Source organism: Nocardioides sp. SLBN-35 (genome assembly GCF_006715725.1).
Taxonomy (GTDB): domain Bacteria; phylum Actinomycetota; class Actinomycetes; order Propionibacteriales; family Nocardioidaceae; genus Nocardioides.
In genome coordinates, this window is the sequence record NZ_VFNU01000001.1 from 4,203,821 (window position 1) to 4,227,428 (window position 23,608).

23 protein-coding genes are annotated in these 23,608 nt (G+C 72.1%); 12 read left to right on the forward strand and 11 right to left on the reverse strand.

Annotation, left to right across the window (positions count from 1 at the left end):
- Window positions 1-47 precede the first annotated feature (47 nt).
- Genes FBY23_RS20260 through FBY23_RS20270 form a run of 3 tightly spaced genes read right to left on the reverse strand, consistent with a single transcriptional unit; the run spans window position 48 to window position 3,615 of the window.
- Window positions 48-1,019 carry a zinc-binding dehydrogenase gene (locus FBY23_RS20260; RefSeq protein ID WP_141799791.1) on the reverse strand — a complete coding sequence of 324 codons (972 nt, stop codon included), beginning with the start codon at window positions 1,017-1,019 and terminating at the stop codon, window positions 48-50.
- Window positions 1,019-2,518, reverse strand: coding sequence for a class I adenylate-forming enzyme family protein (locus tag FBY23_RS20265; RefSeq protein WP_141799792.1), 1,500 nt, complete (start codon window positions 2,516-2,518; stop codon window positions 1,019-1,021). The genes FBY23_RS20260 and FBY23_RS20265 overlap by 1 nt, the downstream gene beginning before the upstream one ends.
- Window positions 2,515-3,615 carry a zinc-binding dehydrogenase gene (locus FBY23_RS20270; RefSeq protein WP_160158309.1) on the reverse strand — a complete coding sequence of 367 codons (1,101 nt, stop codon included), beginning with the start codon at window positions 3,613-3,615 and terminating at the stop codon, window positions 2,515-2,517. The genes FBY23_RS20265 and FBY23_RS20270 overlap by 4 nt, the downstream gene beginning before the upstream one ends.
- Before the next feature lie 172 nt (window positions 3,616-3,787).
- Between FBY23_RS20270 and FBY23_RS20275 the strand changes: the two genes are divergently transcribed.
- The 11 genes from FBY23_RS20275 (at window position 3,788) to fdxA (ending at window position 12,140) form a co-directional block, all read left to right on the forward strand.
- On the forward strand, window positions 3,788-4,966 hold the full coding sequence (locus tag FBY23_RS20275) for an ABC transporter substrate-binding protein (RefSeq protein WP_160158310.1): 1,179 nt from the start codon (window positions 3,788-3,790) through the stop codon (window positions 4,964-4,966).
- Window positions 4,963-5,835: a branched-chain amino acid ABC transporter permease gene (locus FBY23_RS20280; RefSeq protein ID WP_141799795.1), complete on the forward strand. Its 873-nt coding sequence runs from the start codon at window positions 4,963-4,965 to the stop codon at window positions 5,833-5,835. Before FBY23_RS20275 ends, FBY23_RS20280 begins: the two co-directional genes overlap by 4 nt.
- On the forward strand, window positions 5,832-6,788 hold the full coding sequence (locus tag FBY23_RS20285; RefSeq protein ID WP_222117890.1) for a branched-chain amino acid ABC transporter permease: 957 nt from the start codon (window positions 5,832-5,834) through the stop codon (window positions 6,786-6,788). Before FBY23_RS20280 ends, FBY23_RS20285 begins: the two co-directional genes overlap by 4 nt.
- Window positions 6,785-7,573, forward strand: coding sequence for an ABC transporter ATP-binding protein (locus tag FBY23_RS20290; protein ID WP_141799796.1), 789 nt, complete (start codon window positions 6,785-6,787; stop codon window positions 7,571-7,573). Before FBY23_RS20285 ends, FBY23_RS20290 begins: the two co-directional genes overlap by 4 nt.
- Window positions 7,570-8,277: an ABC transporter ATP-binding protein gene (locus FBY23_RS20295; RefSeq protein ID WP_141799797.1), complete on the forward strand. Its 708-nt coding sequence runs from the start codon at window positions 7,570-7,572 to the stop codon at window positions 8,275-8,277. Before FBY23_RS20290 ends, FBY23_RS20295 begins: the two co-directional genes overlap by 4 nt.
- Window positions 8,278-8,348: 71 nt before the next feature.
- A complete protein-coding gene (locus FBY23_RS20300) occupies window positions 8,349-8,924 on the forward strand; it encodes a 2-oxoacid:acceptor oxidoreductase family protein (protein ID WP_141799798.1) in 576 nt (191 codons plus the stop codon).
- Window positions 8,921-10,012, forward strand: coding sequence for a hypothetical protein (locus FBY23_RS20305; RefSeq protein ID WP_141799799.1), 1,092 nt, complete (start codon window positions 8,921-8,923; stop codon window positions 10,010-10,012). Before FBY23_RS20300 ends, FBY23_RS20305 begins: the two co-directional genes overlap by 4 nt.
- A gap of 2 nt (window positions 10,013-10,014) precedes the next feature.
- A complete protein-coding gene (locus tag FBY23_RS20310; protein WP_141799800.1) occupies window positions 10,015-10,815 on the forward strand; it encodes a thiamine pyrophosphate-dependent enzyme in 801 nt (266 codons plus the stop codon).
- A complete protein-coding gene (locus FBY23_RS20315) occupies window positions 10,808-11,533 on the forward strand; it encodes a GntR family transcriptional regulator (RefSeq protein ID WP_141799801.1) in 726 nt (241 codons plus the stop codon). Before FBY23_RS20310 ends, FBY23_RS20315 begins: the two co-directional genes overlap by 8 nt.
- Entirely contained in the window at window positions 11,533-11,820 is a 288-nt protein-coding gene (locus FBY23_RS20320) for a 4Fe-4S dicluster domain-containing protein (RefSeq protein ID WP_141799802.1), read from the forward strand. The genes FBY23_RS20315 and FBY23_RS20320 overlap by 1 nt, the downstream gene beginning before the upstream one ends.
- Window positions 11,817-12,140, forward strand: coding sequence for a ferredoxin (fdxA, locus tag FBY23_RS20325; RefSeq protein WP_141799803.1), 324 nt, complete (start codon window positions 11,817-11,819; stop codon window positions 12,138-12,140). Before FBY23_RS20320 ends, fdxA begins: the two co-directional genes overlap by 4 nt.
- Window positions 12,141-12,179: 39 nt before the next feature.
- Here the strand turns inward: fdxA and FBY23_RS20330 are convergent, their stop codons facing one another.
- From FBY23_RS20330 to ahcY, 8 genes are all read right to left on the reverse strand, one after another.
- The gene (locus tag FBY23_RS20330) at window positions 12,180-13,391 is read right to left on the reverse strand and encodes a winged helix-turn-helix domain-containing protein (protein ID WP_141799804.1); all 1,212 of its coding nucleotides are present in this window, start codon (window positions 13,389-13,391) and stop codon (window positions 12,180-12,182) included.
- Window positions 13,392-13,626: 235 nt separating this feature from the next.
- Window positions 13,627-14,286 (reverse strand): response regulator transcription factor, encoded by a 660-nt coding sequence (locus FBY23_RS20335; RefSeq protein WP_260806103.1) that lies wholly within the window; start codon window positions 14,284-14,286, stop codon window positions 13,627-13,629.
- 121 nt (window positions 14,287-14,407) lie between these two features.
- Window positions 14,408-15,031, reverse strand: a complete 624-nt coding sequence (gene hpf / locus FBY23_RS20340; protein WP_141799805.1) for a ribosome hibernation-promoting factor, HPF/YfiA family — start codon at window positions 15,029-15,031, stop codon at window positions 14,408-14,410.
- Between the two features lie 575 nt (window positions 15,032-15,606).
- Window positions 15,607-16,317, reverse strand: coding sequence for a ComF family protein (locus tag FBY23_RS20345; protein WP_141799806.1), 711 nt, complete (start codon window positions 16,315-16,317; stop codon window positions 15,607-15,609).
- A 77-nt stretch (window positions 16,318-16,394) separates the two neighbouring features.
- Window positions 16,395-18,149 carry an LpqB family beta-propeller domain-containing protein gene (locus FBY23_RS20350; RefSeq protein ID WP_141799807.1) on the reverse strand — a complete coding sequence of 585 codons (1,755 nt, stop codon included), beginning with the start codon at window positions 18,147-18,149 and terminating at the stop codon, window positions 16,395-16,397.
- Window positions 18,146-19,840, reverse strand: a complete 1,695-nt coding sequence (gene mtrB / locus FBY23_RS20355) for an MtrAB system histidine kinase MtrB (RefSeq protein ID WP_141799808.1) — start codon at window positions 19,838-19,840, stop codon at window positions 18,146-18,148. The genes FBY23_RS20350 and mtrB overlap by 4 nt, the downstream gene beginning before the upstream one ends.
- 9 nt (window positions 19,841-19,849) lie before the next feature.
- The gene (gene mtrA, locus FBY23_RS20360; protein ID WP_260806104.1) at window positions 19,850-20,557 is read right to left on the reverse strand and encodes an MtrAB system response regulator MtrA; all 708 of its coding nucleotides are present in this window, start codon (window positions 20,555-20,557) and stop codon (window positions 19,850-19,852) included.
- Window positions 20,558-20,640: 83 nt separating this feature from the next.
- Complete coding sequence (ahcY, locus tag FBY23_RS20365; protein WP_141799809.1) at window positions 20,641-22,080, reverse strand: adenosylhomocysteinase; 1,440 nt, start codon at window positions 22,078-22,080, stop codon at window positions 20,641-20,643.
- A 231-nt stretch (window positions 22,081-22,311) separates the two neighbouring features.
- Here ahcY and FBY23_RS20370 point away from each other — a divergent pair, with 231 nt between their 5' ends.
- A complete protein-coding gene (locus FBY23_RS20370) occupies window positions 22,312-23,598 on the forward strand; it encodes an HNH endonuclease signature motif containing protein (RefSeq protein WP_141799810.1) in 1,287 nt (428 codons plus the stop codon).
- The last annotated feature ends 10 nt before the right edge of the window (window positions 23,599-23,608 follow it).

The following is a 23,608-nucleotide window of genomic DNA, read 5'->3' on the forward strand; positions in this document are numbered from 1 at the left end:
GCCGAGTTCACGACCCGTTCGTCAGATACGCGGAGAAGACCCGACCCCTAGAAGGTGAGGGCGACCTTGCCGGCCCCGCTCATCGGGTCGCCGGCGAGGGCGAAGGCGTCCGCGATCTGCTCCAGCCCGAACCGGTGGGTGATCATCGTCGGCGCGTCCGCCGGAGCCGCCGCGACCAGGTCGACCGCGTCGACGAAGGACGAGAGACCCTCCTCCGACTGGGCGTTCCAGGTCATGTCGATGGTCGCCCGCTTGCGGAACACCGTGTGCAGCGGCCAGGTGGCCGGGCCGTCGTCCTCGTAGAGGCCGAACAGCCCGATCCGGCCCTCGTCACGCACCATCCGCATGACCTGGTGCCGGGTGGCGTCGGTGCCGGCGGCCTCGATGGCCAGCTCCACGCCGATCCCCCCGGTGATCTCGTCGACCACGTCGACGATGTCCTCGCCGGGGGCGTGCACGACCCGGGTGGCGCCGTACGACGTCGCGGTGGCCAGCCGCGCCGGGGACAGGTCGCTCACGATCACCTGCGCGAAGCCCGCACGGCGCAGCAGCTGGACGAACGCCAGGCCGGCGGGCCCGGTGCCGACCACGGCGGCCGCGCGCGGCTCGGCGGTGGCAGGCAGCCGCACCGACGGCCAGAACCGCTTCATCGCGAAGACCGCGGTGCCGAGCTGCTGGGCGAGCACCAGCCGCTCGGGCGCGCCCTCCGGCACGGGTACGACGGCCGAGGGTGGCAGCACCTGGAGGTCGGCGAAGCAGGCAGCGGCCGCGGCGGGTGGGGCGCACAGGACCCGCGTCCCCACGGCCACGACCGGCGAGCGGCTCTCGACCACGACGCCGACCGCCTCGTGGCCGGGGCCGCCCGGGAGTCCGTTGCCGCCCTCGGACACGACGTGGAGGTCGGAGCCGCAGATCGCGGCGACCTCCGTGCGGATCAGCAGCTCTCCCGGCGCGGGGGCCGGGTCGGGGGCGTCGACGACCTCGAGCCGGCCCGGCGCCGTGACCGACGCGGCCCGCATCAGGCGCCCGCGATCTGGGCCGACAGCGCCCGTCGCTGCACCTGCCCGGTCGCGGCGGTGCGGGGGATGGCCGGCACGCCGACGACCATCCGCGGATGCTTGTGCCGGGCCAGCCGGCCGTCGAGCAGCCGGCGCACGGCCTCGACGTCGGGCACCGGGCCGCCGGCGGACGACACGGCCAGGCAGACCACCTCGCCCCACCGATCGTCCGGTACGCCGACCACCGCGTAGTCCGCGCAGCCGGGCAGTCCGCGCAGCGCCGCCTCGACCTCGGTCGGCCACACGCTCTCCCCGCCGCTGCGGATCATCTCGCTGACCCGGCCGGTGATGAAGAGGTAGCCGTCCTCGTCGATGTGCCCGACGTCGCCCGAGTAGTAGACCCCGTCGCCGAGGACCTGCGCGGTGTCCTCCGGCCGGTCGAGGTAGCCGTTCATCAGGGTCGGCGACGCGACCCGGATCTCGCCGTCCTCGGCGGTCCACAACACGCCCGGCGGAGTCGCCAGGCCGACGCTGCCGGGACGGGTGTCCAGGTGGGCGTGCGCGTCGTGGAGCCGGGCCATCGAGCCGGCCTCGGTGGTGCCGTACAGCACCGTCGTGGTCGCCTGCGGCACCCGGGTCCTGATCCGCTCCAGCAGCGTCGGCGAGACCCGCGACGTACCGGTGTCGGCGTGGAACAGCGAGGACAGGTCGGCCTGGACGTCGGTCGCGTCGAGCACGCGCTCCCACACCGCGGGGATCGCGTAGAACGCCGACGCCCGCCAGCGCTCGACCGCGGTCAGCAGCTCGACCGGGTCGGCGCGGTGCACGAGGTGGATCGCACGGCCGTTCTGCCACGCCTCCATCACGTAGTGCCAGCCGCCGTAGTGGAACAGCGGGAAGCCGGTCACCAGGCCGGCCCTGCCGCGCATCGCCTGCCCGAAGGTCCCGCCGCCGGCGGCCGAGCGCAGCCAGCTCGCGCGGTGGCTGACCAGCGCGCCCTTCGGCCGCCCCGTGCTGCCACTGGTCAGGTAGAGGATGTGCGGCGCCGTGTCGTCGATCGCGACCCCGAGCGGCTCGGGCGAGAGCCGGGCGCAGAGCGCGTCCAGGTCCGCGCCCGGCACCATGCCGTCCGCGTCGAACACCGCCAGCGGGATCTCCCGCTCACGCGCCAGCTGCTCGGCCTCGTCGAGATGCTCGAGGTCGGTGACCAGCAGCCGCGGGGCGACGTAGTCCAGCACCCCGGCCAGCTCGGCCGCGGGCAGCGACGGGTTGAGCGGCGCGAAGACCGCCCCGACCCGCCCGGCGCCGAGGAACCCGTCGAGGGCGCGCAACGACGGCGCTGCCCACCAGGCGATCGTGTCCCCTGCCCCCAGGCCGAGCGTCGCGAACGAGCGGGCCGCTCGGTTGCCTGCGTCGTCGAGCTCGGCGAAGCTGACGACCCGCAGGCCGAGGGTGGCCGCCGGCGCGGTCGGCCGGACCCGGGCGAAGCGGGCGACGGTGGTGGGGATGTCCAGGGTCACGACAGCTCCATCTGCGCGGGGTTGATCGCGTCGTACGTGCTCTTGTGCTGGGTGATGTCCATCGCCTCGTGGATGGCGTCCAGCCCCTGCACGGTATGCGTGATGAGGGCCTCGGGGTCGACCAGGTTCCGCTGGACGAGCCCGAAGCAGTGCTCGAAGACGGTCGCGGCACAGGCGTGGTCACCGGCGCCGGAGCGCGGGTGGATCAGGGTCACGGACTTGCTGCGCAGCAGTCCGGTCGGCAGCGGCGCGTGCGCGTCGAGGACCGACACCATCGCGATCCGGCCGCCGCGGCGCACGGCCTGCGCGGCCAGCTCGACGGTGCTCAGCCCGGCCAGGCCGAGGTCCGCGCTGCCGCCGGCCGTCTCGACGACGACGTCGAACCCGATCCCGCCGGTCAGCTCCTCGACCGCCGCAAGGACGTCGGAGCCGGCGTCGATCAGCGCGTCCGCGCCGAACCGCCCGCCCAGCTCGAGCTTGCGCGGGCTGTGGGTCGACAGGGCGACCAGGCCCGCATTGCCGTGCCGCGCGACCGCGACGCCGAGCAGGCCCATCACGCCGCCGCCCAGCACGAGGACCGACTCCCCCGGTCGTACGTCGAGCGCGGCGTGGGCGTGCACCGCGCCGGCCAGCGGCTGGATGGCCGCGGCCGCCGCGAGGGAGACCCCGTCCGGCACCGCCACCACCGCCGAGGCCGGTACGACGAGCCGCTCGGCCAGCGCGCCCGGCCGGGTGAACCCGATGATCGCCGGGGCGACGCAGGCGCTCGCCCAGGACCGCCGGCAGGCCGCGCAGGTGCCGCAGGGCAGCGTCTCGACGGCAGTCACCCGCTGCCCGACCTCGAGCCCGCGCACGTCGGCGCCGACCTCCGCGATCACGCCGGCGAACTCGTGTCCGCCGAACTGCACCGGCCCGTCCTCGAGCCGCCGGGCGAGCTGGTCGCTCAGCGCGACGTCCGCGCCGGCCATCAGCATGCACTCGGTGACGCTGAGCTGGACCCGGCGCACCTCGATCACCACCTCACCGGGCCCGCACACCGGTTCCGCGACCTCGGCGACGTCCACGACGAAGCCCGGCTTCACCACCACTGCCTGCACCAGCAACACCTCTCGATCTCCGCACGATCAGGACCAAGCAAGGGCTTGTGTAACCCACGTCACGGTGATTCAATCACGCTCATTGAATTTTGAATACAAAGTTCATTATTCAGAATCCAGCAGGTCTCGGACAGGAACAACCGAAAGGTCCAGCACAGTGATGCGAGCCAGAGTGACGATCGCCGGCCTCCTGACCCTCACCCTCGGTGCGGCGCTCACCGGCTGCGGAGGCTCCTCCGCGGGCGACGACGGCGCGGACACGGTCGTGATCGGCCTCGTCTGCGACACCACCGGCCCCGGCGCCGGCTACGCCACCCCCGCCTGCAACGCCACCAAGGCGACCATCGACGAGGTCAATGCCGACGGCGGCGTCGACGGCAAGAAGATCAAGGTCGTCCAGGGCAACGACGAGAGCGACCCGACCAAGACGCCGACCGTGATCCAGAAGATGGTCAGCCAGGGCGCCGACGCGCTCATCATGCTGACCAGCAGCGCGGGCGTGCTGCAGGCCAAGTCGCTCATCGAGCGGACCCGGATCCCGGTCTTCATGTCGGTCGCCGCCAACCCGCTGGTGACCGAGCCGCCGAGCAACACCTACCTCTACCAGCTCGGTACGCCGACCTCGGACTGGGCGAGGGTCTACTGCGAGGCGTTCGACTCCCTCGGTGCGAAGAAGGTCGCCTTCCTGCAGGACAGCTCGCCCTCCCAGGTGCAGTTCAACCAGGGCCTGATCGACGGCCTCGACTGCGTCGACCTCGAGGTCGTCAACGGCGCCATCGACGCCACCGACCTGAGCCCGGAGGTGGCCAAGATCGAGAAGTCCGGTGCCGACGCCGTGCTCGTCGCGACCCAGAACGCCAACTTCGACGTCCTCGCCCAGAACACCCTGCACCAGCAGCTTCCCGGCGTGCCCCGGTTCACCGAGCTGCTGCTGAGCTCGCTGCCGTCGGCCTGGAAGCAGGCGCAGCCCGGCGCCCTCGAGGGCCTGGTCGGCCTGGCCGGCACCACCGACACCAACCCGAAGACCGTCGAGGTCGCGAAGCTCTTCGCCGAGACGGAGGGCGCCGACTTCCAGGTCAACAACTTCTGGACCCAGTCGTACGACGCCGTCCAGCTGCTCAAGCAGGCCATCGAGTCGGCCGGCAGCACCGACGGCACGAAGGTGAACGACGCGCTGCAGCAGATCACCGACTACGAGGCAGCGTCCGGCTACCCGGGGTTCACGCTCTCCTTCGGCAAGGACAAGCACCTCGGCGCGGACGGCATCTGCGGGCTGGTGCTGGTCACCTGGGGCGCGGACAACACCGTGACCGGCCCCTGGGCGGACTACACGCCGGACTGCGCGGCATGACGAATCCGCAGCTGTGGATCGCCGTGGTCGAGAACGGGTGCTTCTTCGCCCTTCTCGGCCTGGCGTTCTACTTCAACCTGACCGGCGCGGGGTTCTTCAACTTCGCGATCGGCGCGATCGCCATGGCGTCCGCGTTCGTCGGGAGCTGGCTGGTGACCGAGCACGGCCTGAGCCGGCCCGTCGCGGGCCTGGTCGGGGTGCTCGGCGCCGTCGCGATCGGGGTGGTGATGGAGCTCGCCGTCGTCCGGCCGGTCCAGGCCCGCGGCGAGGGCGAGCTGTCCGCCCTCGTCGCGGTCGGGGCCAGCCTGTTCGCGATCATCCAGCTGTGCGGGCTGTTCCTCGGCCACGAGGCGCGCCCCGGCCAGCCGGTGTGGACGACCTCCCCGTTCTCGCTGGGCTCGGCGCGGATCAGCTCGACCGTCGTCCCTCTCGTCGTGATCACCGCCGTCCTGTTCACCGCGGCGTACGTCGCGCTGCGCCACACCCGGCTGGGCCGGCTCACCCGGGCGATCGGCAACGACACCGAGGCCGCGCGGGTGCTCGGCCTGCCCATCAACACCGCCCGGCTGCTGTCCTTCGCCGCGGCCGGGCTGATCGCCGCCCTCGCCGGGATCACCTTCGCCGGCCGCAGCGGTGTCAGCCCCGACAACGCGCTGCACTGGACCATCACCGGCTTCCTGGCGCTCGTCATCGGCGGCACCGGCACGGTGTGGGCGCCCCTGCTCGGCGGCGCGCTGCTGGCGCTGGCCAACGTGTTCATCCCCTTCTACTTCGGAGGTGATGTGCTCGCCTACGGCCTCGTCGTCGTCGCCATGCTGTTCTTCGCCTTCCGCCCCGAAGGCGTCTTCGCACCGCGGGTGCGCGTGTGAGCGCCCGGATCCAGAGCGCCGCCGGCATCCTCGGTCTCGCGCTCCTGGTGCTGTGGGCCGGCGAGGACCTCTACCGCAGCAGCCTGCTGATCACCATGCTGACCTATGCGCTGATCGCGCTCGGCATGTACGTCCCGTTCGTGCTGGCAGGCTCGCTCTCCCTGTCCTACAGCGCCTACGCCGCCACCGGTGGGTACGCCGTCGCGATCGGCTCCGCCCACGCCGGATGGCCGCTGTGGCTGGGCATGCTGGTCGCCCCGCCGGTCGCGGCCGTGATCGCGGTCGTGCTCGGTGCCGCGACGATGCGGCTGTCCGGCTTCTACCTCGGCGCGGTGACCCTGCTCTTCGCGGAGGCGTTCATCCAGCTGCTCGGCAACCTCGACATCACCGGCGGACCGAGCGGAATCATCGGGCTGCCCCTGCTGTCCTTCGGCGGCTGGGAGCCGTCGCCCTTCCAGGTCGTGCTGATGGCGACGGTGCTCACCGGCCTGCTCGCCTTCGCGCTCGACCGGCTGCGTCGCAGCCCGTGGGGCGTGGTGGTCCGGGCCTCGCGCGAGGTGCCGATCGCGGTCGACACCGCCGGAGTGTCCGTGTCGCTGCTCAACCTGGTCGCCCTCGGCGTCGGCGCCGCGATCGCCTCGCTGGGCGGTGCGCTCTTCACGGCGTACGTCGGCGCGGTGAACCCGGAGACGTTCAGCGTGAACGTGATCTTCCTGGCCGTCTTCATGCCGCTCATCGGCGGCATCGGCAGCCCGTGGGGCGCGGTTCTCGGCGCGGTGATCGTGGTCGACCTGACCCTCAACGTCGACGCACTGTCCTCCAGCGGGACCCTGCTGGTCTCGCTGAGCGTGCTCGTGATCCTGGTGCTGTTCCCGCGCGGCGTGCTCGGCTTCGCCGGCACTCTCGCCCGCTCGGGTACGGCCCTCCTCCCGAAGCGAGGTGTCCGCACATGACGACCGACGACCTGCTGCTGAGCGGCACCGGACTGCGCAAGAGCTACGGCGGCGTGCACGCCGTGAGCGACATGTCGCTGAGCCTGTACGCCGGCGAGGTGCTCGGCCTGATCGGCCCCAACGGCGCGGGGAAGACCACGCTGGTCGACCTCATCACCGGCGCCCAGGACGCCAACGGCGGCGAGCTGCTGCTGCGGGGGCAGCCCTTGCGCGGCGGCGCCGCCTCCCGGGCGGCGCACGGCCTGGCCCGTACCTTCCAGCACCCCCAGCTCGCCCACGACCTGACTGTCGCCGACAACCTGCTGCTCGGCGCCTTCGCGGCCCGGCACCGCGGCCTGGTGCCGCTGCTCACCGGGCTGGTCCGCGGCATCGTCCAGCCGCGATCGGCCGCCGACCGGGCCCTGGCCCAGCGGCTCGCGGACGAGGTCGGCCTGGCCGGCCTGGACCGCACCGCCGGCGACCTCACCCTCGGCGAGCAGCGACTGGTCGAGGTGGGCCGCGCCCTCGGCGCCGATCCCTGCGTCCTGCTCCTCGACGAGCCGTTCGCGGGCGCCGACGCCCACGGCGTCGCCGGCATCACCCGGGTGATCGAGCTGCTCCGCGGCCGCGGCCACGGCGTGATCCTGGTCGACCACAACGTCGACCTGGTCACCGGGCTCGCCGACCGGGTGCTGCTCATGGAGCGCGGCCGGCTGGCCTTCGAGGGCAGCCCGCGGGAGTGCCTCGCCAGCCCGGAGATGCAGCGCGTCTACTTCGGCACCACACCGGAAGGGGTCCCCTCATGACCCGGCTCGACATCGACGGCCTCACCGTGCGCTACGGCGGCGCGCTCGCCGTCGACGACCTCTCCCTCGCCGTCCCGGCCGGGCAGGTGACCGCCCTGGTCGGGCCGAACGGCGCCGGCAAGAGCAGCGCCGTGCTCGGCGCCTGCGGCACGGTCCGCGCGAGTGGGCGGGTGTCGCTGGGCGGCGAGCGGATCGACGGCTGGTCCCCCGGGCGTCGTACCCGGGGCGGACTGGCACTGGTCCCCCAGGGCCGCCAGCTGTTCTCCCGGCTCACCGTGCGCGAGAACCTGCTGATCGGCGCCGACCAGCTGCGGCTGCCGGCCCGCTCGGTCGCGGCGGCCGAGGAACGCTTCCCGATCCTCGGCGAGCGCCGCGGCAGCCTGGCCGGCGTGCTGAGCGGCGGCGAGCAGCAGATGCTCGCCGTGGCCCGGGCGCTGATGGGCTCGCCCCAGGTGCTGCTGCTCGACGAGCTGGTCACCGGCCTGGCGCCGCTGATCGTGCAGCAGCTCGCCGCCACCGTGCGCGAGCTCGCCGACGCCGGTCTCGCCGTCCTGGTGGCGGCGCCCGACCTGGTCGGGCTGCGCGAGGTCGTCGACCGCGGCTACGTGGTCGTGCGCGGGCGGGTCGTCGCCGACGTCGACGGCGGTCACCGGGCGCTGCAGGCGGCGTACGAGCGCGCGCTCGGCCTGGTCACCCAGGACTGAGACGCGGCTCACATGGCCCGGCATTGCCGTTCACCCATTTGCATAATAAATTCAAAATACAGGAGGTGAAGATGACGACCCCCACCCCGGAGCACGCGCTCATGGTCACCGGCATCGGTGGCCAGGGCGTCCAACTACTCGCCAAGACCCTCGCCCAGGCACTCACCGTCCGGGGTCGCTACGCGATGCTCGGTGCCGAGTACGGCGGCGAGATGCGCGGCGGGCCTACCCAGGCGACCGTCGTCGTCGGCGACGCGCCACTGCGCGCCCTGCCGATCGTGCCGCGCGCCCAGTCCGCGATCCTGATGCACGACCGCTACAGCGAGAACACGCTGGCCCGACTCGTCCCCGGCGGACTGTGCCTGGTGAACTCGTCGGTCGCTCCCGAGGGCTTCGCCGCCGATCGCGACCCGGTCCTGGTGCCGGCCACCGCCCTGGCCCGCGACGCCGGGGTCGCCCAGGCCGGCAGCTTCGTGATGCTCGGCGCGTACGCCGCGCTCACCGGCGCGGCGACCCGGGACGAGCTGGTCGCCGCGATGACCGGCCTGCTGCCGCCGTACCGGCGCCAGCACGCGGACGGGAACGCCCGCGCCCTCGACCTCGGCATCGACCACGTCGCCCCCATCCCGACAGGAGCCCCCTCGTGACCCTCGAGCTGCTGCAGGGCAGTGTCGCCATCACCCGCGCGGCCATCGCCGCCGACTGCAGGTTCTTCGCGGGCTACCCGATGTCGCCGTTCACGCCGCTGCTGGAGGCGATGTCGCGCGAGCTGGCAGACACCGGCGGCGTGTGCATCAACGCCGAGAGCGAGATCGAGGGCGCCAACATGGCTCTCGGTGCCTCGGCCGCCGGCTTCCGCGCCGCGACCGGGTCCTGCGGCCAGGGCATCGCGCTCATGCAGGAGACGATCGCCGAGGCCGCGCTCAACGAGACACCGCTCGTCGTGTTCAACATGGCGCGCAACCAGCAGGACTACTACCAGTGCACCCGTGGCGGCGGCTGGGGCGACTACCGCACGATCACGCTGGCACCCAAGGACATCACCGAGGCTGTCGAGCACACCCAGCTGCTCTTCCACCTGGCCGACAGGTACCGCGCGCCCGTGATCCTGTACGGCGACGACCTGCTCTCGAAGACCCAGGTCGGCGTGGACGTGCAACCGCTCGACCTGCCCGACCTGCCGGAGAAGGACTGGGCGCTCGACGGGTCCGCCAGCGGGACAGGCAGGTCGCGCCAGGTCTGGACCTTCGCCATGGGCAAGAAGAACGACCCCGGTCCCGGTCCGGACGGCCAGTGGAAGCGGGTCGCCCAGAAGTTCGCCGACCTCGAGCAGGTCGAGGCACGCCACGAGACCGTCCACGCCGAGGACGCCGAGACGCTCGTCGTCGCCTTCGGCTCGGCCGCCAAGTTCGTCGAGCACGTCGTCGAGGAGCTGCGCGAGCAGGGGCACAAGGTCGGCCTGTTCCGGCCGATCACGCTGTGGCCCTTCCCCGGCGCGGCGCTCGCGCAGGTGACCCGCGGCGTGCGGCGGGTGCTCGTGTTCGAGATCAACGCCGGCCAGATGATCGACGACGTGCGCCAGTGGACGCACGACCGGGACGCGATCGAGTTCATCGGCGGGGTGAGCATCGACGAGCACGGCCTCGCCTTCGGGCCGCTGCTCGACGCGCCCGTGATCGCCGAGCGGATCCTGGCCGCCCACTCCCCTGCCGACGTACTGACCGCGAGGAGCTGACCATGGCCACCACGGACATCACCATCGACACCCGGACGGCACCCCCGCCGCCGTCGACCAAGGCCGCCTCGGCGGCGCCCTCACTCATCCTCGGCGAGCACTCGCTGTGCCCCGGGTGTGGCGAGCCGGTGGCACTGCGGCTGCTGCTGGAGACGCTGCAGGAGCTGGACGTCGTCGACCGCTCCATCGGCGTCGTGGGCCACGGCTGCTACGGCAGCTTCGTGCGGATCATGGACATCGACGTCCTCCAGTGCCTCCACGGCCGCGCCCCCTCGTGCGCCACCGGGATCAAGCGGATGCGCCCCGAGTCCGTCGTGTTCACGCTGCAGGGCGACGGCGACATGGTCAACGAGGGGCTGCAGGAGGTCCTCCACTCCGCGGCCCGCGGCGAGAACATCACCTGCATCCTGCTCAACAACGGGGTGTTCGGCGACACCGGCGGGCAGCAGACCGCGACCACCGTGCTCGGCCAGCGCACCAAGACCAGCCTCGAGGGCCGCAACGCGGCAGACCACGGCTACCCCATCCCGATCGCGGACCTGGTGGCCTCCCTCCAGGGCAGCGGGTACGTCGCCCGCGGCGCGGTGTCGACGCCGGCCGCGGTGGCGAGGACGAAGCGGATGATCAAGCGGGCGGTGCAGTCCCAGCTCGACGGCAACGGGCTCTCGCTGGTCGAGATCCTCACCATGTGCCCGACCGGCTGGTTCGTCCCGGCGGCGGACGGCGCGGACTACCAGGGTTCGTCCATGGAACCGGTCTACCCTGTCGGCGAGCTGAAGAGCCAGGAGGCAGAACGTGCTTGAGCGGGCCAACACCAGTCAGGCCGTGGCGGACGTCGTGATCCAGCGGATCGTCAGCGGCGAGCTCGCCGCCGGGGACCGGGTCGATCTCGACGCGCTCGGCAAGAGCCTCGGCGTGAGCCGCTCCCCGATCCGGGAGGCGCTGATCCAGCTGGAGCGCGACGGCCTGGTGGAGATGCCCTACCACCGTGGCGCGTTCATCGCCGAGGTCGGCGTCGCCGACGTGCGTGAGGGCTTCACGCTCTACGCCCTCCTCTCCGCCCTGCCCGTGCGCGGCGTCGTCTCGCGGCGCGACCCCGAGGTCTGGGCCGAGCTCACCGAGTCGGTCGAGGCCGCGCTCGCCGCCGGGTCCGTCGACGAGTTCGAGAAGCAGGCACAGCGCTTCCGCCGCTCCATCGCCCGCGCGGGCGGCGGTCCGCACCTGCGCTCGCTGCTGCGCACGTTCAACGGCCTGGTCCGGGTCGCCTCCCGACTCGCCATGGAGGACGACCTCGAGCAGGAGCGCACCCTGCTCCGTGCCGAGTACGACGCCATCCGCGACGACACCCCCGCGGCCGCCGTCGCCGCCACCGTCCGCCACGTCGTGAGCACCGGGGAGCACGCCGTGCGCGTGCTCCGCGACCGCGGCGTGCTCCCCGACAGCGAGGGCGACGCCCTCGACGTCACCGTCGAGGACCTGCTCACCGTGGGCAACCTGGTCCGCCCCGAAGGAGAGGCCTGATGGCCGCCACCGACCCCACCGACCACACCGACACCGCTGCCGGCCGCGTCTCCCGCGGCACCCTCGTCATCGACACCGAGCGCTGCAAGGGCTGCGAGCTGTGCATCGCCGCGTGCCCGCCGTCGGTGCTGGAGATGTCGGCGGAGGTCAACGAGATGGGCTACCGCTTCCCCGTGCTGCATGTCGGCTGCACCGGCTGCACCGCCTGCCAGATGGTCTGCCCCGACTACGTCTTCGACGTCTACCGGTTCAAGAAGGAGCGCCCGGCCGGGGAGGCGTCCGCATGACCTACGTGATCTCCCAGACCTGCGTCGACGTCAAGGACCGCGCCTGCGTCGACGAGTGCCCGGTCGACTGCATCTACGAAGGCGCTCGGATGCTCTACGTCCACCCCGACGAGTGCGTCGACTGCGGGGCCTGCGAGCCGGTCTGCCCCGTCGAGGCGATCTACTACGAGGACGACCTGCCCGCGTCCGACCGGGAGTTCCTGGCGATCAACGCCGAGTTCTTCGACGAGCTCGGCTCCCCCGGCGGCGCCGGGCGGCTGGGTGTCGTGGACCGGGACCACCCGAGCGTCGCGGCCAGGGCGGTCGCCTCCTCGGCCTGAATCCACCGATGGGTGGCGCATACCCAGAGGTGGATCGGACTACGCGGCAGGCCTGTCGAGCTCGGCGGCGAGCGCCGGCGCGAGGTCGCCCTTCGGGGCCACCTCGACCTCGCCCAGCCCGAGCCACCCGGCCAGCCGGTCCAGCTCGGCGGCCAGCTCGCCCGCGGTCTCGGCGGGGGCGTGCGGCTCGGACCACGCCGACTGGACGAGCAGCCGCCCGGTGGCCCGGTCGGCCTTGAGGTCGACCCGGCCGACGATCCGGTCGCCGAGCAGGAACGGCAGCACGTAGTAGCCGTGCACCCGCTGCTCGGCCGGCGTGTAGATCTCGATGCGGTAGAAGAAGTCGAACAGCGCCTCGGCCCGGTCACGCTCCCACACCACCGGGTCGAACGGGCTGAGCAGCGAGCGCGCGCCGATCCGGCGCGGCAGCCGGGCCTCGCGGTGGAGGTACGCCGGGCGCTTCCAGCCCTGCACCGTCACCGGCTCCAGCTCACCTGCCGCGACGAGCTCGTCGATCGCGAGCCGGGCCTCACCGACCCGGATCCGGTAGTAGTCGGCCAGGCAGTTGGCCGAGCCCACGCCGTGGGACCGGGCCGCTCGTCGTACGAGCTCGACGTGGGCCTCGGCCCGCGTCATCGCCGGGGCGTCCAGCACACTCGCCGGCAGCACCCGGTCGGGCACGTCGTAGCGGATCTCGAACTGGCTGTTGCGGCCCGCGATGGCCAGCTCGCCGGTCATGTAGAGGTAGTCGAGCATCCGGCGGGTGCGCGACCAGTTCCAGCCCCAGTGGTCCTTCGTGCGGGGCAGGCCGTCGTCGAGCTCGCGGGCGGTGCTGGCGCCACGTTCGGTGATCTCGGCGAGCAGCGCCGCCTCGAGCCCGTCGCCCTCCTCGACGGTGAACCACTTGCCGCGCTTGGCGCGGTAGTCGTCCATGCGGTGTCGCATCGCGGGCCACAGGTCGACGGGCATGAAGGCCTGCACGTGGGCCCAGTACTCGACCACCCGCCGGTTGCGCCCGCTCGCCGCGCGCCGCAGCAGGTCGACGTCGTAGCCGCCCATCCGCGAGTAGAGCGGCATGAAGTGGGCGCGCTGCAGCACGTTGACGCTGTCGACCTGGAGGACTCCGGTGCGGGTCAGGGTGCGGTCGAAGGTGCGCAGCGTCGGGGCCGCGTGGGCAGGATCGAGGAAGCCCTGCGCGGCCAGCGCGATCCGGCGGGCCTGGGCGAGCGACAGCGACTGCGTGGTGGGCACGGGCCCACCCTAGGAGTCGCCGCCGACAACGCCGGAGGTCGAGGAGGTTGCGCAGCAACCGTCACGAGACCACCGGCCGTGCTCACGCCAACCGTCCCCGGCCAGTGCCGGCAGGCAGCACCTCACCCGGTCTCGTGACGCGCCACGACCTCGCTTGCTCCGCGGCGCGAGCTCGTCGGCACTCCTCGACCTTCGCCCGCTGACCGCGGGTTCGCAAGCTCACCCGCGGGCGTGCTCACTCCAGCTCGACCAGCTTGGCGCGCACGGCGTACATGACCGCTTCCATGCGCGAGTGCAGCTGGAGCTTCTCGAGGATGTTGCGGACGTGGTTCTTGACGGTGTTCTCGCTGATCGCGAGCAGCGAGGCGACGTCGCGGTTGCTCAGGCCGCGCGCGACGGCCCGGAGCACCTCGAGCTCACGCTCGGTGAGCTTGAGGGCCGGGCCGGCGGTGCGGTCGGGCTTCGACATCGTCTTGAACTCGTCGATCAGCTTGGCCGCCATCGACGGGCTGATCAGCGACTGGCCGTCGGCGACGACTCGGATGCCCTGGGCCACCTCCTCGATGGACGAGTCCTTGAGGAGGTAGCCCGAGGCACCGCTCTTGACCGCCTCGTAGAGGTCGGCCTCCTCGTCGGAGACGGTCAGCATGATGATCTTCGTCATCGGGACCGCCTCCTTGATCGCGACACACGCCTCGATCCCGGACTGCTTGGGCATCCGGACGTCCAGCAGCACCACGTCGGGCACGCTGCTGACCACGAGGCTGACGCCGTCGAGGCCGTTGCTGGCCTCGCCGACGACCTCGATGCCGTCCTCGATGCCCAACAGCATGGTCAGCCCACGCCGGAACAGCTCCTGGTCGTCGACCACCACAACACGTACCGGCTCGCTCACGGGCTGTCCCGGTGCTGCGGCTGCCGGCGAAGTACCTTCCGCCACGGCGGCATCATGACACGACCTCCCGAGTGAGTGCCGGTCCCGTCCGGTTTCGAGGGCTGCACGGTGGTTCTCGGGCTCAGCCCTCGTCGCTCCCCACGTCGAGCGAGATCACCCCGTAGTCGTAACCGCGACGGCGGTAGACGACCGCCGGACGCTCGCTCTCCTTGTCGACGTACAGGTAGAAGTCGTGGCCCACCAGCTCCATCTCGTAGAGCGCCTGGTCGAGCGTCATCGGGCTCGCCGGGTGGGTCTTCTCACGGACCACGAGCGGGCCGTCGCCGGTGACCGTGATCGGGCCGACCTGCCGCTCGATCGCGACCTCGTCGTCCTCCTCGACCACGGTGGTCGGTACGTCGGACAGCGCCTTGCCGACCGAGACCGGCGTACGACGGCCGCGGTGCACCCGCCGCCGGTCGGCGGCCTTGCGCATCTGCGCGGCCATCTTGTCGAGCGCGAGGTCGAGCGCACCCATCTTGTCGTCGGCGGCGGCCTCGGCCCGGATCACCGGCCCCTTGGAGAAGGCCGTCAGCTCGACGTGCACCGCCTGGTCGTGCTGGCGCGGGTTGGGTTCGCAGTCCACCTCCACATGCACCCGGATGATCCGGTGATCGTGCTTCTCCAGCTTGGTGAGCTTCTCCGCGGCATGCTCTCGAAACCTGTCCGAGATCTCGCAGTGCCGTCCGGTGACCACAACATCCATCAGTTACCTCCAAGGGGATTTCGGCGTGATGGGTTCTCCTGCCGACCAGGCAGGAAGCCGGTGTGCTGGCGCATTCTCGGCCAGCACGAACTCAAGGGGAGCTCGCCGCGCGAGCGCAGCGAGCGTCGGCCCGTCGGGCGCGCCGCGTTGCCTGGACGCAGCGCAGCGAGCGAGGAACGAGCGAGCGGAGCGGAGGAAGGCAACGCGCGGAAGCGCGCCCGACATGCGCGAGCGAAGCGAGCGCCAAACAAGCACAGATGGAGTCCGCCCGGCCGACCTGGTCTTCTTCCCCACACCCGCCTGCTGGGGCTTCCGCAGCTTGTTGCCACTACCGGCCCTCTCCCGGGGCCGGACGTATCTGACGTCCGGTCCGAGGCAGGTCTTACGACTAAGCCGCACCGTGATCACCGGCCCGGAGACCGGCTTACGTGGACCGTTTCGCCTGCGACTGGCATCGGCTTGCCGCCCCCGGCTGGGCTCGCGCCCGGCCTGGGCGACGCAACCACGGACCCGGGCGGACTCCATGACCAGACGTTAGTCCGTCGGTGGTGACGACGAAAGGCTTCATCCGAAGTTCAGGCCATTGTTCCTGCCGCGTTCCTGCGCCGGGTCGCGGCGACGACCGCGGCGGCGTGGACGGGCACCCCGGCGGCCTCCAGCGCGCGCTGTGCCTCGCGCAGCGTGGCGCCGGTGGTGAGCACGTCGTCGCAGACCAGGACGTGGGCACGGGGGCAGCGCCGCACGAGGTGGCGTACGGCGTCCGCGGGCACCGTCATCGAGCCGGCGAGGTTGGCCGCGCGGGCGGCGGCGTCGAGCCCGGCCTGGTCGACGACACCCGGTCGCAGGCGCAGCAGCCGGGCCACCCGCACCTGGTCACCGAGCGCCGCGGCAGCGGCGCGGGTCATGCTCAGCGTGGGGTCGTGGCCACGCTGGCGCACGGTCGTGGTGCGCGACGGCACGGGGACGAGAACCACCGGTCCGAGCGGCGTCGCCGCCTCGACGGAGCCGGCGAGCAGCTCGCCGAGCGGCCGGGCGAGGGCGAGCACCCGGCGCTCCTTGTGGGCGAGCACGAGGTCGCGCAGCAGGCCGTCGTACTCCCCCACCGCGTACGGCGGCACCAGCCCCCGCGGACAGGGAGTGGGCCAGCGCGGCCCGGCTTCGGCGGCCCGCAGGCGGCAGGTGTCGCGGCAGGCCGGGCAGCACGGGCGGCCCGGCCGGTCGCAGCCCACGCAGCGCGAGCCGAGCACCAGGTCGACGAAGCCGTCGAGGAGGTGCGCGGTGCCCATCGGCCCAGCCCAGCAGCCGCCCCGGCCGGCGGCAAGCGCGAGCCCGGAGGCTGTGGAGAGACCGCTGACCGCGCAGGTCAGCCGGCGTAGTCGAGCTGGGACAGCCCGCCCGGTCCGGCCTCGCGGTCCACCTGGCGGATCAGGTCGACGTACTGCTCCGCGTAGACGGCGTACATCGCGGCGTCCTCGACGGGCGAGGCGGCGAGCCCGAGGACCTCTCCGGTGACGATGGTGGACAGGACGTCGACGCCGACCGTGGCGCCGTCCGCGGCGACCACGTCGACCTCGTAGAGGTTGCCGGGAACGGTCGCGGTGAGCAGCGCGACCCGGACCGGACTGGCCCAGGCCAGGTCGATGATGGCGCTGCCCTCCGGGGCACGTACGACGAACGGCCGGCCGGTGCGGGCGACCTGGCCGCGGCCGTTGAGGAACACCCGGGCTCCGACGACCTGGTCGCCCTGCCCGGGCACCCGCACGACGGCGACCAGCCGGGTGCCGTCGCGGCTGACGACGAGGCTGCGGGCCCGGGTTCCGGTGACGCCCGGGACCCGCACAGTGCGCAGCTCGGCGCCGTCGTAGAGCCACACGACGGCGCCGCTCGCGCGGCGCTCGAGCACCCACAACCGCCCGGCGTGGTCCCAGGTGGGGCGTGCGTAGGTGCCGCCGTCGAGCAGCACCTGGGCGGCGGGCTCGGACGTGGACTGCTGGACGTGCGCCAGCCGGACGCGATGCCCGCCGGTGTCGATCCCGGCGGCCTCCTCGTTGTCGGGGCTGACCGCGACCGCGGTGAGCCCGGCTCCCTCGTCGCCGAAGACGCCGGTGACCGGGTCGAGGTCGGTGTCCTTGCCGCCGGAGACCAGGCGTCCCTGGCTGATGCCGTAGAGCGTCTTGCCCCCGCCGGGCCCGGCCGGGCCGTAGGCGGCGGCCGCGTCGACGGAGTACTGGGCGACACCGCCCGGCAACGGCAGCGGCGTACCGTCGACGCTGACGCGCAGGGCGGTGACCGACGGGTCCTGGCGCAGCGTCCAGGCCAGCTGGGCGAGCATCAGCTCGGCCTGCTCGGAGGTCACCGACTGGGCCTCCCCGACGAGCGAGATGTCGGCGACGCCGGCGTCGCTGACCGGCACGGACAGCCCGACGCTCAGCCCGGCCGGCAGGAACGAGCGCACCACGCCCTGCGCCAGCGGCGGCGGGCCGGCCAGCAGCCCGGACACGAGGCTGGTGGCGAGCTGGTCGCCCTCGGGCACGAAGACCGGCTCGGGGACGAGGATCTTCGCGACCGGGTCGAAGTAGTAGAGGGAGACCTGGTGGTAGCGCTGCCGGAACCACGAGGCGGGTACGACGAGCGCGTCCGGCGGGTCGGTGATCCGGTACTCGCCGTCCTGCACGGTCAGCTTGAAGTCGAGGTCGAGCTCGTCGGCACCCATGGCGCCGCGCCAGGCCCCGACCGCGTCGAGCCGGTCGGCGGCGGTCAACGACACCGACACGAACCCGCCGCTCTCGCGCACGGGCAGCGAGTCGCTGTAGATGACCGTCTCCTGCTCGGGGTTCCAGCCGGCCGCTGCCTCCTTGGTGAGGTACTGCTTCGCCACGCTGGTCTGCACCGGCCACGCGGTCATCGCGTCGAGGAAGCCGGCGACCACCTCGGTCCGGGAGGCGCCGTCGACCGGCGGCCGGGCGTCGATGTCGCTGGCGCGGCGGGTGTCACCGCGGTCGGTGCCGCTGCTCTGGACCACCGGTCCCGACGTCGGCAGCGAGGTGCATCCGGACAGCACCGTCAGCGCCGCCAGCAGCACCGTCACCAGGGTCGGGAGGAGCCGGTTGCGGGTCATGACTCCTCCTCCGTCTCGGGTACGACGCCCGCGGGCCCGACCACGACGGCGGCATCGCTCGACATCGCGTCCTCGGGGACCAGCGGCAGCGGGCTGTGCCGCAGGGTGCCGCCGGCGTGCCGGGGCACGGTCAACCGGAACTGCGCCCCCTGCCCGGTCTTGCCCCACGCCTGCAGCCAGCCGCCGTGCAGGTGGGCGTCCTCCTGCGCGATCGCGAGACCGAGGCCGGTGCCGCCGCTGGTGCGGGTGCGGGCCGGGTCGGAGCGCCAGAACCGGTTGAACACCATCGAGGCCTCCCCCGGCGCCAGCCCGACGCCGTGGTCGCGCACCGTGATCGCGGCCGACTCCTCGTCGGACTCCAGCCGCACGATGACCGCCTCGGTGGGGTCGTCGGCCAGGGCGTGGTCGATCGCGTTGGTGACCAGGTTGCGCACGATCCGCTCGATGCGGCGCACGTCGACGTCGGCGCGGACCGGGTGGTCCGGCTCCCGGACCTGCACCCGGACCCCCCGCTGGTCGGCCAGTGGCTGCGCGGCGTCGACCACTCGTCGTACGAGATCGCCGAGGTTGACGTTCTCGGTGGCGAGCACCGCGGCGCCGGCGTCGAATCGGCTGATCTCCAGCAGGTCGACCAGCAGGTTCTCGAACCGGTCGAGCTCGGCCTGCATCAGCTCCGCCGAGCGCGCGGTCGCTGGGTCGAAGCCCTCGCGGGCGTCGTGCAGGACCTCGGAGGCCATCCGCACCGTGGTCAGCGGTGTGCGCAGCTCGTGGGAGACGTCGGAGACGAAGCGGCGCTGGACCCAGCTGAGCTCCTCGAGCTGGCGGATCTGGCGCTGGAGGCTGGTGGCCATCTGGTTGAAGGAGTACGCCAGCCGGGCGATGTCGTCCTCGCCGGTGACCTGCAGCCGCTCTTGCAACCGGCCGGCGGCGAGCCGCTCGGCGACCCGGCGGGCCAGCCTGATCGGGGTGACCACCTGCCGGGTCACCAGCCAGGTCAGGCCGGCGACCAGCGCGAGCAGCAGCCCGGCCGCGGTCAGCAGGGCCCGGGTGACCAGGTTGAGCGTGTCCTGCTCCTCGGCGAGGGGGAACAGGAAGTAGAGCGTGTAGGTCTTGCCGTCCGACGGCAGCTGGACCTGCGAGCCGACCACGATCCCCGGCTCCCGCGTGGTCGTGGCGTCGGAGGCGGCGCCGGTCGTGCGCACGATCTCGGTGTAGGTCCACGCGGTCACGCGCTGCGGGCCGTCGAAGTGCTCCTCGAGCGAGGTCGGGATGCTGACCAGGTCGAGCCCGCTGGTGTACTCGCCGCCCCCGGTCCGCAGCGCCGGGTCCTCCCCCTCGGGACCGGCCAGCACCACGGCGTACCCCCGGCTCGCTCCGCGCTCGATGATCGGGTCGACCAGGTCGCGCTGCTGCTGGCTCGCGTTGACCTCACGGCCCGATGCCGCCTCCAGGCGGTCCTGCGCGTCGGCGACCTCCGCGTCCACCTCGCCCAGCACGACCTCGGCCCGATGCCGCAGCAGGCCGTCGCGGGTCTGCTGCAGCAGGATCCAGCCGACGCCGCTCACCACGACCGCGGACAGCACGAGCGTGCTCGCCACGACCCGCGCCTGGATGGAGCGCCGCCAGAAGGTCAGTGCGCGGCGCAGCCGGGGAGCGAGCCACCCCCAGCAGCGGCGGAGCGCGTCAAGCACCTGTGACCACTAGGCCGAGCCGGCCTTGTAGCCGACACCGCGCACCGTCAACACGATCTCTGGGTGCTCGGGATCGTGCTCGACCTTGGAGCGCAGGCGCTGCACGTGGACGTTGACCAGCCGGGTGTCCGCGGCGTGCTGGTAGCCCCAGACCTCCTCGAGGAGTGCCTGGCGGGTGAAGACCTGACCGGGCTTCCGGGCCAGGCACAGCAACAGGTCGAACTCCAGCGGCGTCAGCGAGATCTCCTCGCCGCCACGCGTCACCGCGTGGCCGGCCACGTCGATCTCGACGTCGCGGATGGTGAGCGCCTCGTGCGGGACCGCCTCGGTACGGCGGACGCGGGCCCGGATCCGGGCGACCAGCTCCTTGGGCTTGAACGGCTTGACGACGTAGTCGTCGGCTCCCGACTCCAGCCCCACCACCACGTCGACGGTGTCGCCCTTGGCGGTGAGCATGACGATCGGCACGCCGGACTCGGCGCGGATCTCCTTGCACACGTCGATGCCGTCCTTGCCGGGCAGCATCAGGTCGAGCAGCACCAGGTCGGGGCGGTACTCGCGGAACGCCGCCAGCGCCAGGTCGCCGCGCGGGCAGACCCGGCTCTCGAAGCCCTCCTGCCCCAGCACGATGCCGAGCATCTCCGCCAGCGGGGCGTCGTCGTCGACGACGAGGACGCGCCCCTTCGTGGGGTACGGCGCGCTGCTCGGCGGGGTCACGCCCGCAATATTAGGCGGGAGCACGACGAAGGCCCGGCACCACCATGGTGCCGGGCCTCGTCGACGTACTGGTCGGTAGCCGATCAGTAGCGGTAGTGCTCCGACTTGTAGGGGCCCTCGATCGGGACGCCGAGGTAGTCGGCCTGCGCCTGGTTGAGCTCGGTCAGCTCGACACCGATGGCGTCGAGGTGCAGGCGGGCGACCTCCTCGTCGAGGTGCTTGGGCAGCACGTAGACGCCGATCGGGTACTCCTCGAGCTTGGTGAAGATCTCGATCTGGGCGAGCACCTGGTTGGTGAAGGAGTTCGACATGACGAACGACGGGTGGCCGGTCGCGTTGCCGAGGTTCAGCAGACGACCCTCGGAGAGGACGATGACCTTCTTGCCGTCGGGGAAGATCCACTGGTGGACCTGCGGCTTGATCTCGTCCTTGACGATGCCGGGGATCTTCGCGAGGCCGGCCATGTCGATCTCGTTGTCGAAGTGGCCGATGTTGCCGACGATGGCCTGGTTCTTCATCTTCTCGAAGTGCTCGACCCGGATGATGTCGAAGTTGCCCGTCGTGGTGATGAAGATGTCGGCGAAGTCGACGACCGACTCGAGGCGCTTGACCTCGTAGCCGTCCATCGCCGCCTGCAGCGCGCAGATCGGGTCGATCTCGGTGATGATCACGCGGGCGCCCTGGCCACGCAGCGACTCGGCCGAGCCCTTGCCGACGTCGCCGTAGCCGCAGACGACGGCGGTCTTGCCGGCGATCATCACGTCGGTGCCGCGGTTGATGCCGTCGATGAGCGAGTGGCGGCAGCCGTACTTGTTGTCGAACTTGGACTTGGTGACCGAGTCGTTGACGTTGATCGCCGGGAAGAGGAGCGAGCCCTCCTTGAAGCGGTCGTAGAGGCGCAGGACACCGGTGGTGGTCTCCTCGGTGACGCCCTTGATGCCGTTGGCGATGTTGGTCCAGCGCTGCGGGTCGTTGTCGAGCGAGCGCGCGAGGACCCGGAGGACCTCCTTGAACTCCTCGTTGTCCGTCGAGTCCTGGCCCGGCACGGAGCCGGCCTTCTCGAACTCCACGCCCTTGTGGACGAGCAGCGTGATGTCGCCACCGTCGTCGAGGAGCATGTTGGGGCCGATCTTGTTGCCGTCGGCGTCGGTGAAGTCGAAGACCTTCTCGGCCTCGTCCCAGTACTCGGCGAGGGTCTCGCCCTTCCAGGCGAAGACCGGGGTGCCCTGCGGGTCCTCCGGCGTGCCGCTGCCGACGACGACGGCCGCGGCGGCGTGGTCCTGGGTGGAGAAGATGTTGCAGGTGGCCCAGCGGACGTCGGCACCGAGCGCGGTCAGCGTCTCGATGAGGACACCGGTCTGGATCGTCATGTGCAGCGAGCCGGCGATGCGGGCGCCCTTGAGCGGCTGCGAGTCCGCGTAGCGCCGGCGCATCTCCATGAGGCCGGGCATCTCGTGCTCGGCGAGAGTGAGCTCCTTGCGGCCGAACTCGGCCAGGCTCAGGTCAGCAACCTTGTAGTCCATGAGTGATCCTCGAGGTTCGAGTGTCGTGTGACAGCTGGTCCTGCGGCGCATCTGCGCATCGTCGGGATCTCCCGCGCATGACGTAGGACACCCTACAAGCGCGCTCCGAGGGCCGCGGAATCATCAGGAATGTCCCTCGACTCTCCACAGCCGCCGACGACTGGCCCCCTTCTCCACAGGCCCCGCCGCCGTGGCCGCCTTCCGTCGGCAGCCCTTGGTGGGGTGAGTGCCATGACCACACTCCTCTCTGCCGCTCCCCTCTTCGACCAGCACGACCAGCATGACCTGCTGACCACCATCCGCTCGGGCGTGCGCACCCGCGAGTGCCTCGTCGTCGCCGAGTGGGCGGCCGTCGTCCGCTGGGCCGAGGCCCACGTGGTCACGAGCCCCGAGCACGCCGCCACCGTCCGCGACGGCGTCATCGACACCGGCGTGCCGATCGCCGGCGACGGCGCGCCGCTGATCAGCGACCACCACCTCAGCGAGCTCGTGGCCGCGCTCGGGCGCTCCCCCAACGCCGGGCGCGCGTTCGTCGGCCGGGTCGTGGAGTGCGCCTGGCGGCTGCCGAAGGTGTACGCCGCGGTCGCCGCCGGGCGCCTCGCGCCCTGGCGGGCCGAGCGGATCTCCGACCTGACCCGACCGCTCAACGCCGAGGCGACGGCCTTCGTCGACGGCGCCCTGCACGACGTGACCTCGTGCACCTGGGCGCAGGTCGAGCGGCTGGTCGAGGAGGCGGTGGCCCGGCACGACCCGGTCGCCGCCGAGGCGCGCCGGCAGAGGGCGGCCGACCGCCGGCGCCTCGACGTCGATCCACCCGACGCGGCAGGGACGGTCCGGGTGCATGGCCTCCTCGACCCCGGCGACGGGCACGACCTCGAGGAGGCCGTACGTCGCCGCGCCGCCCTGCTCGGCCGGCTCGGCAACGACGCGCCGCTCGACGTCCGCCGCTCGATCGCGGTCGGCGAGATCGCCCGCCAGGACCTCACCCTCGACCTCGAGGCCCGCGATGACGACGGCCGGACGGTCCGCGTCCCGGGCCGCGAGGTCGTCCTCAACGTGCACCTCACCGGCGACCCCGACAACCCGGTCGCCCGCTGGGAGGAGGGCGCCTGCCCGATCAGCGCCGACCAGGTCCACGAGTGGCTGCGACTCACCGGAGCCTCCGTCGTGGTGCGTCCGGTGGTCGACCTCGCCGAGCACGTCCCCGTCGACTCCTACGAGATCCCCGAGCGGCTGCGGACCCGGGTCGAGCTGCGCGACCACAGCTGCCGGTTCCCGCACTGCACCACCCGGACCGACCGCTGCGACCTCGACCACGCCACCCCCCACCGCGACGGCGGCCCGACCTGTCCCTGCAACCTCGCAAGTTCCAAATACACCCTCGCCTCATGTCTGGTTTACCGCGCGCCTAGTTCGCGGGCCGATTACCCTCCGCTGAGTGACAAGCGAAACGATGGCTGGGCACTCCCACGTAGACACGTCGTGCGCGGACACAGGCTGCATACATTGCAGCCTTGATTTTCCATTC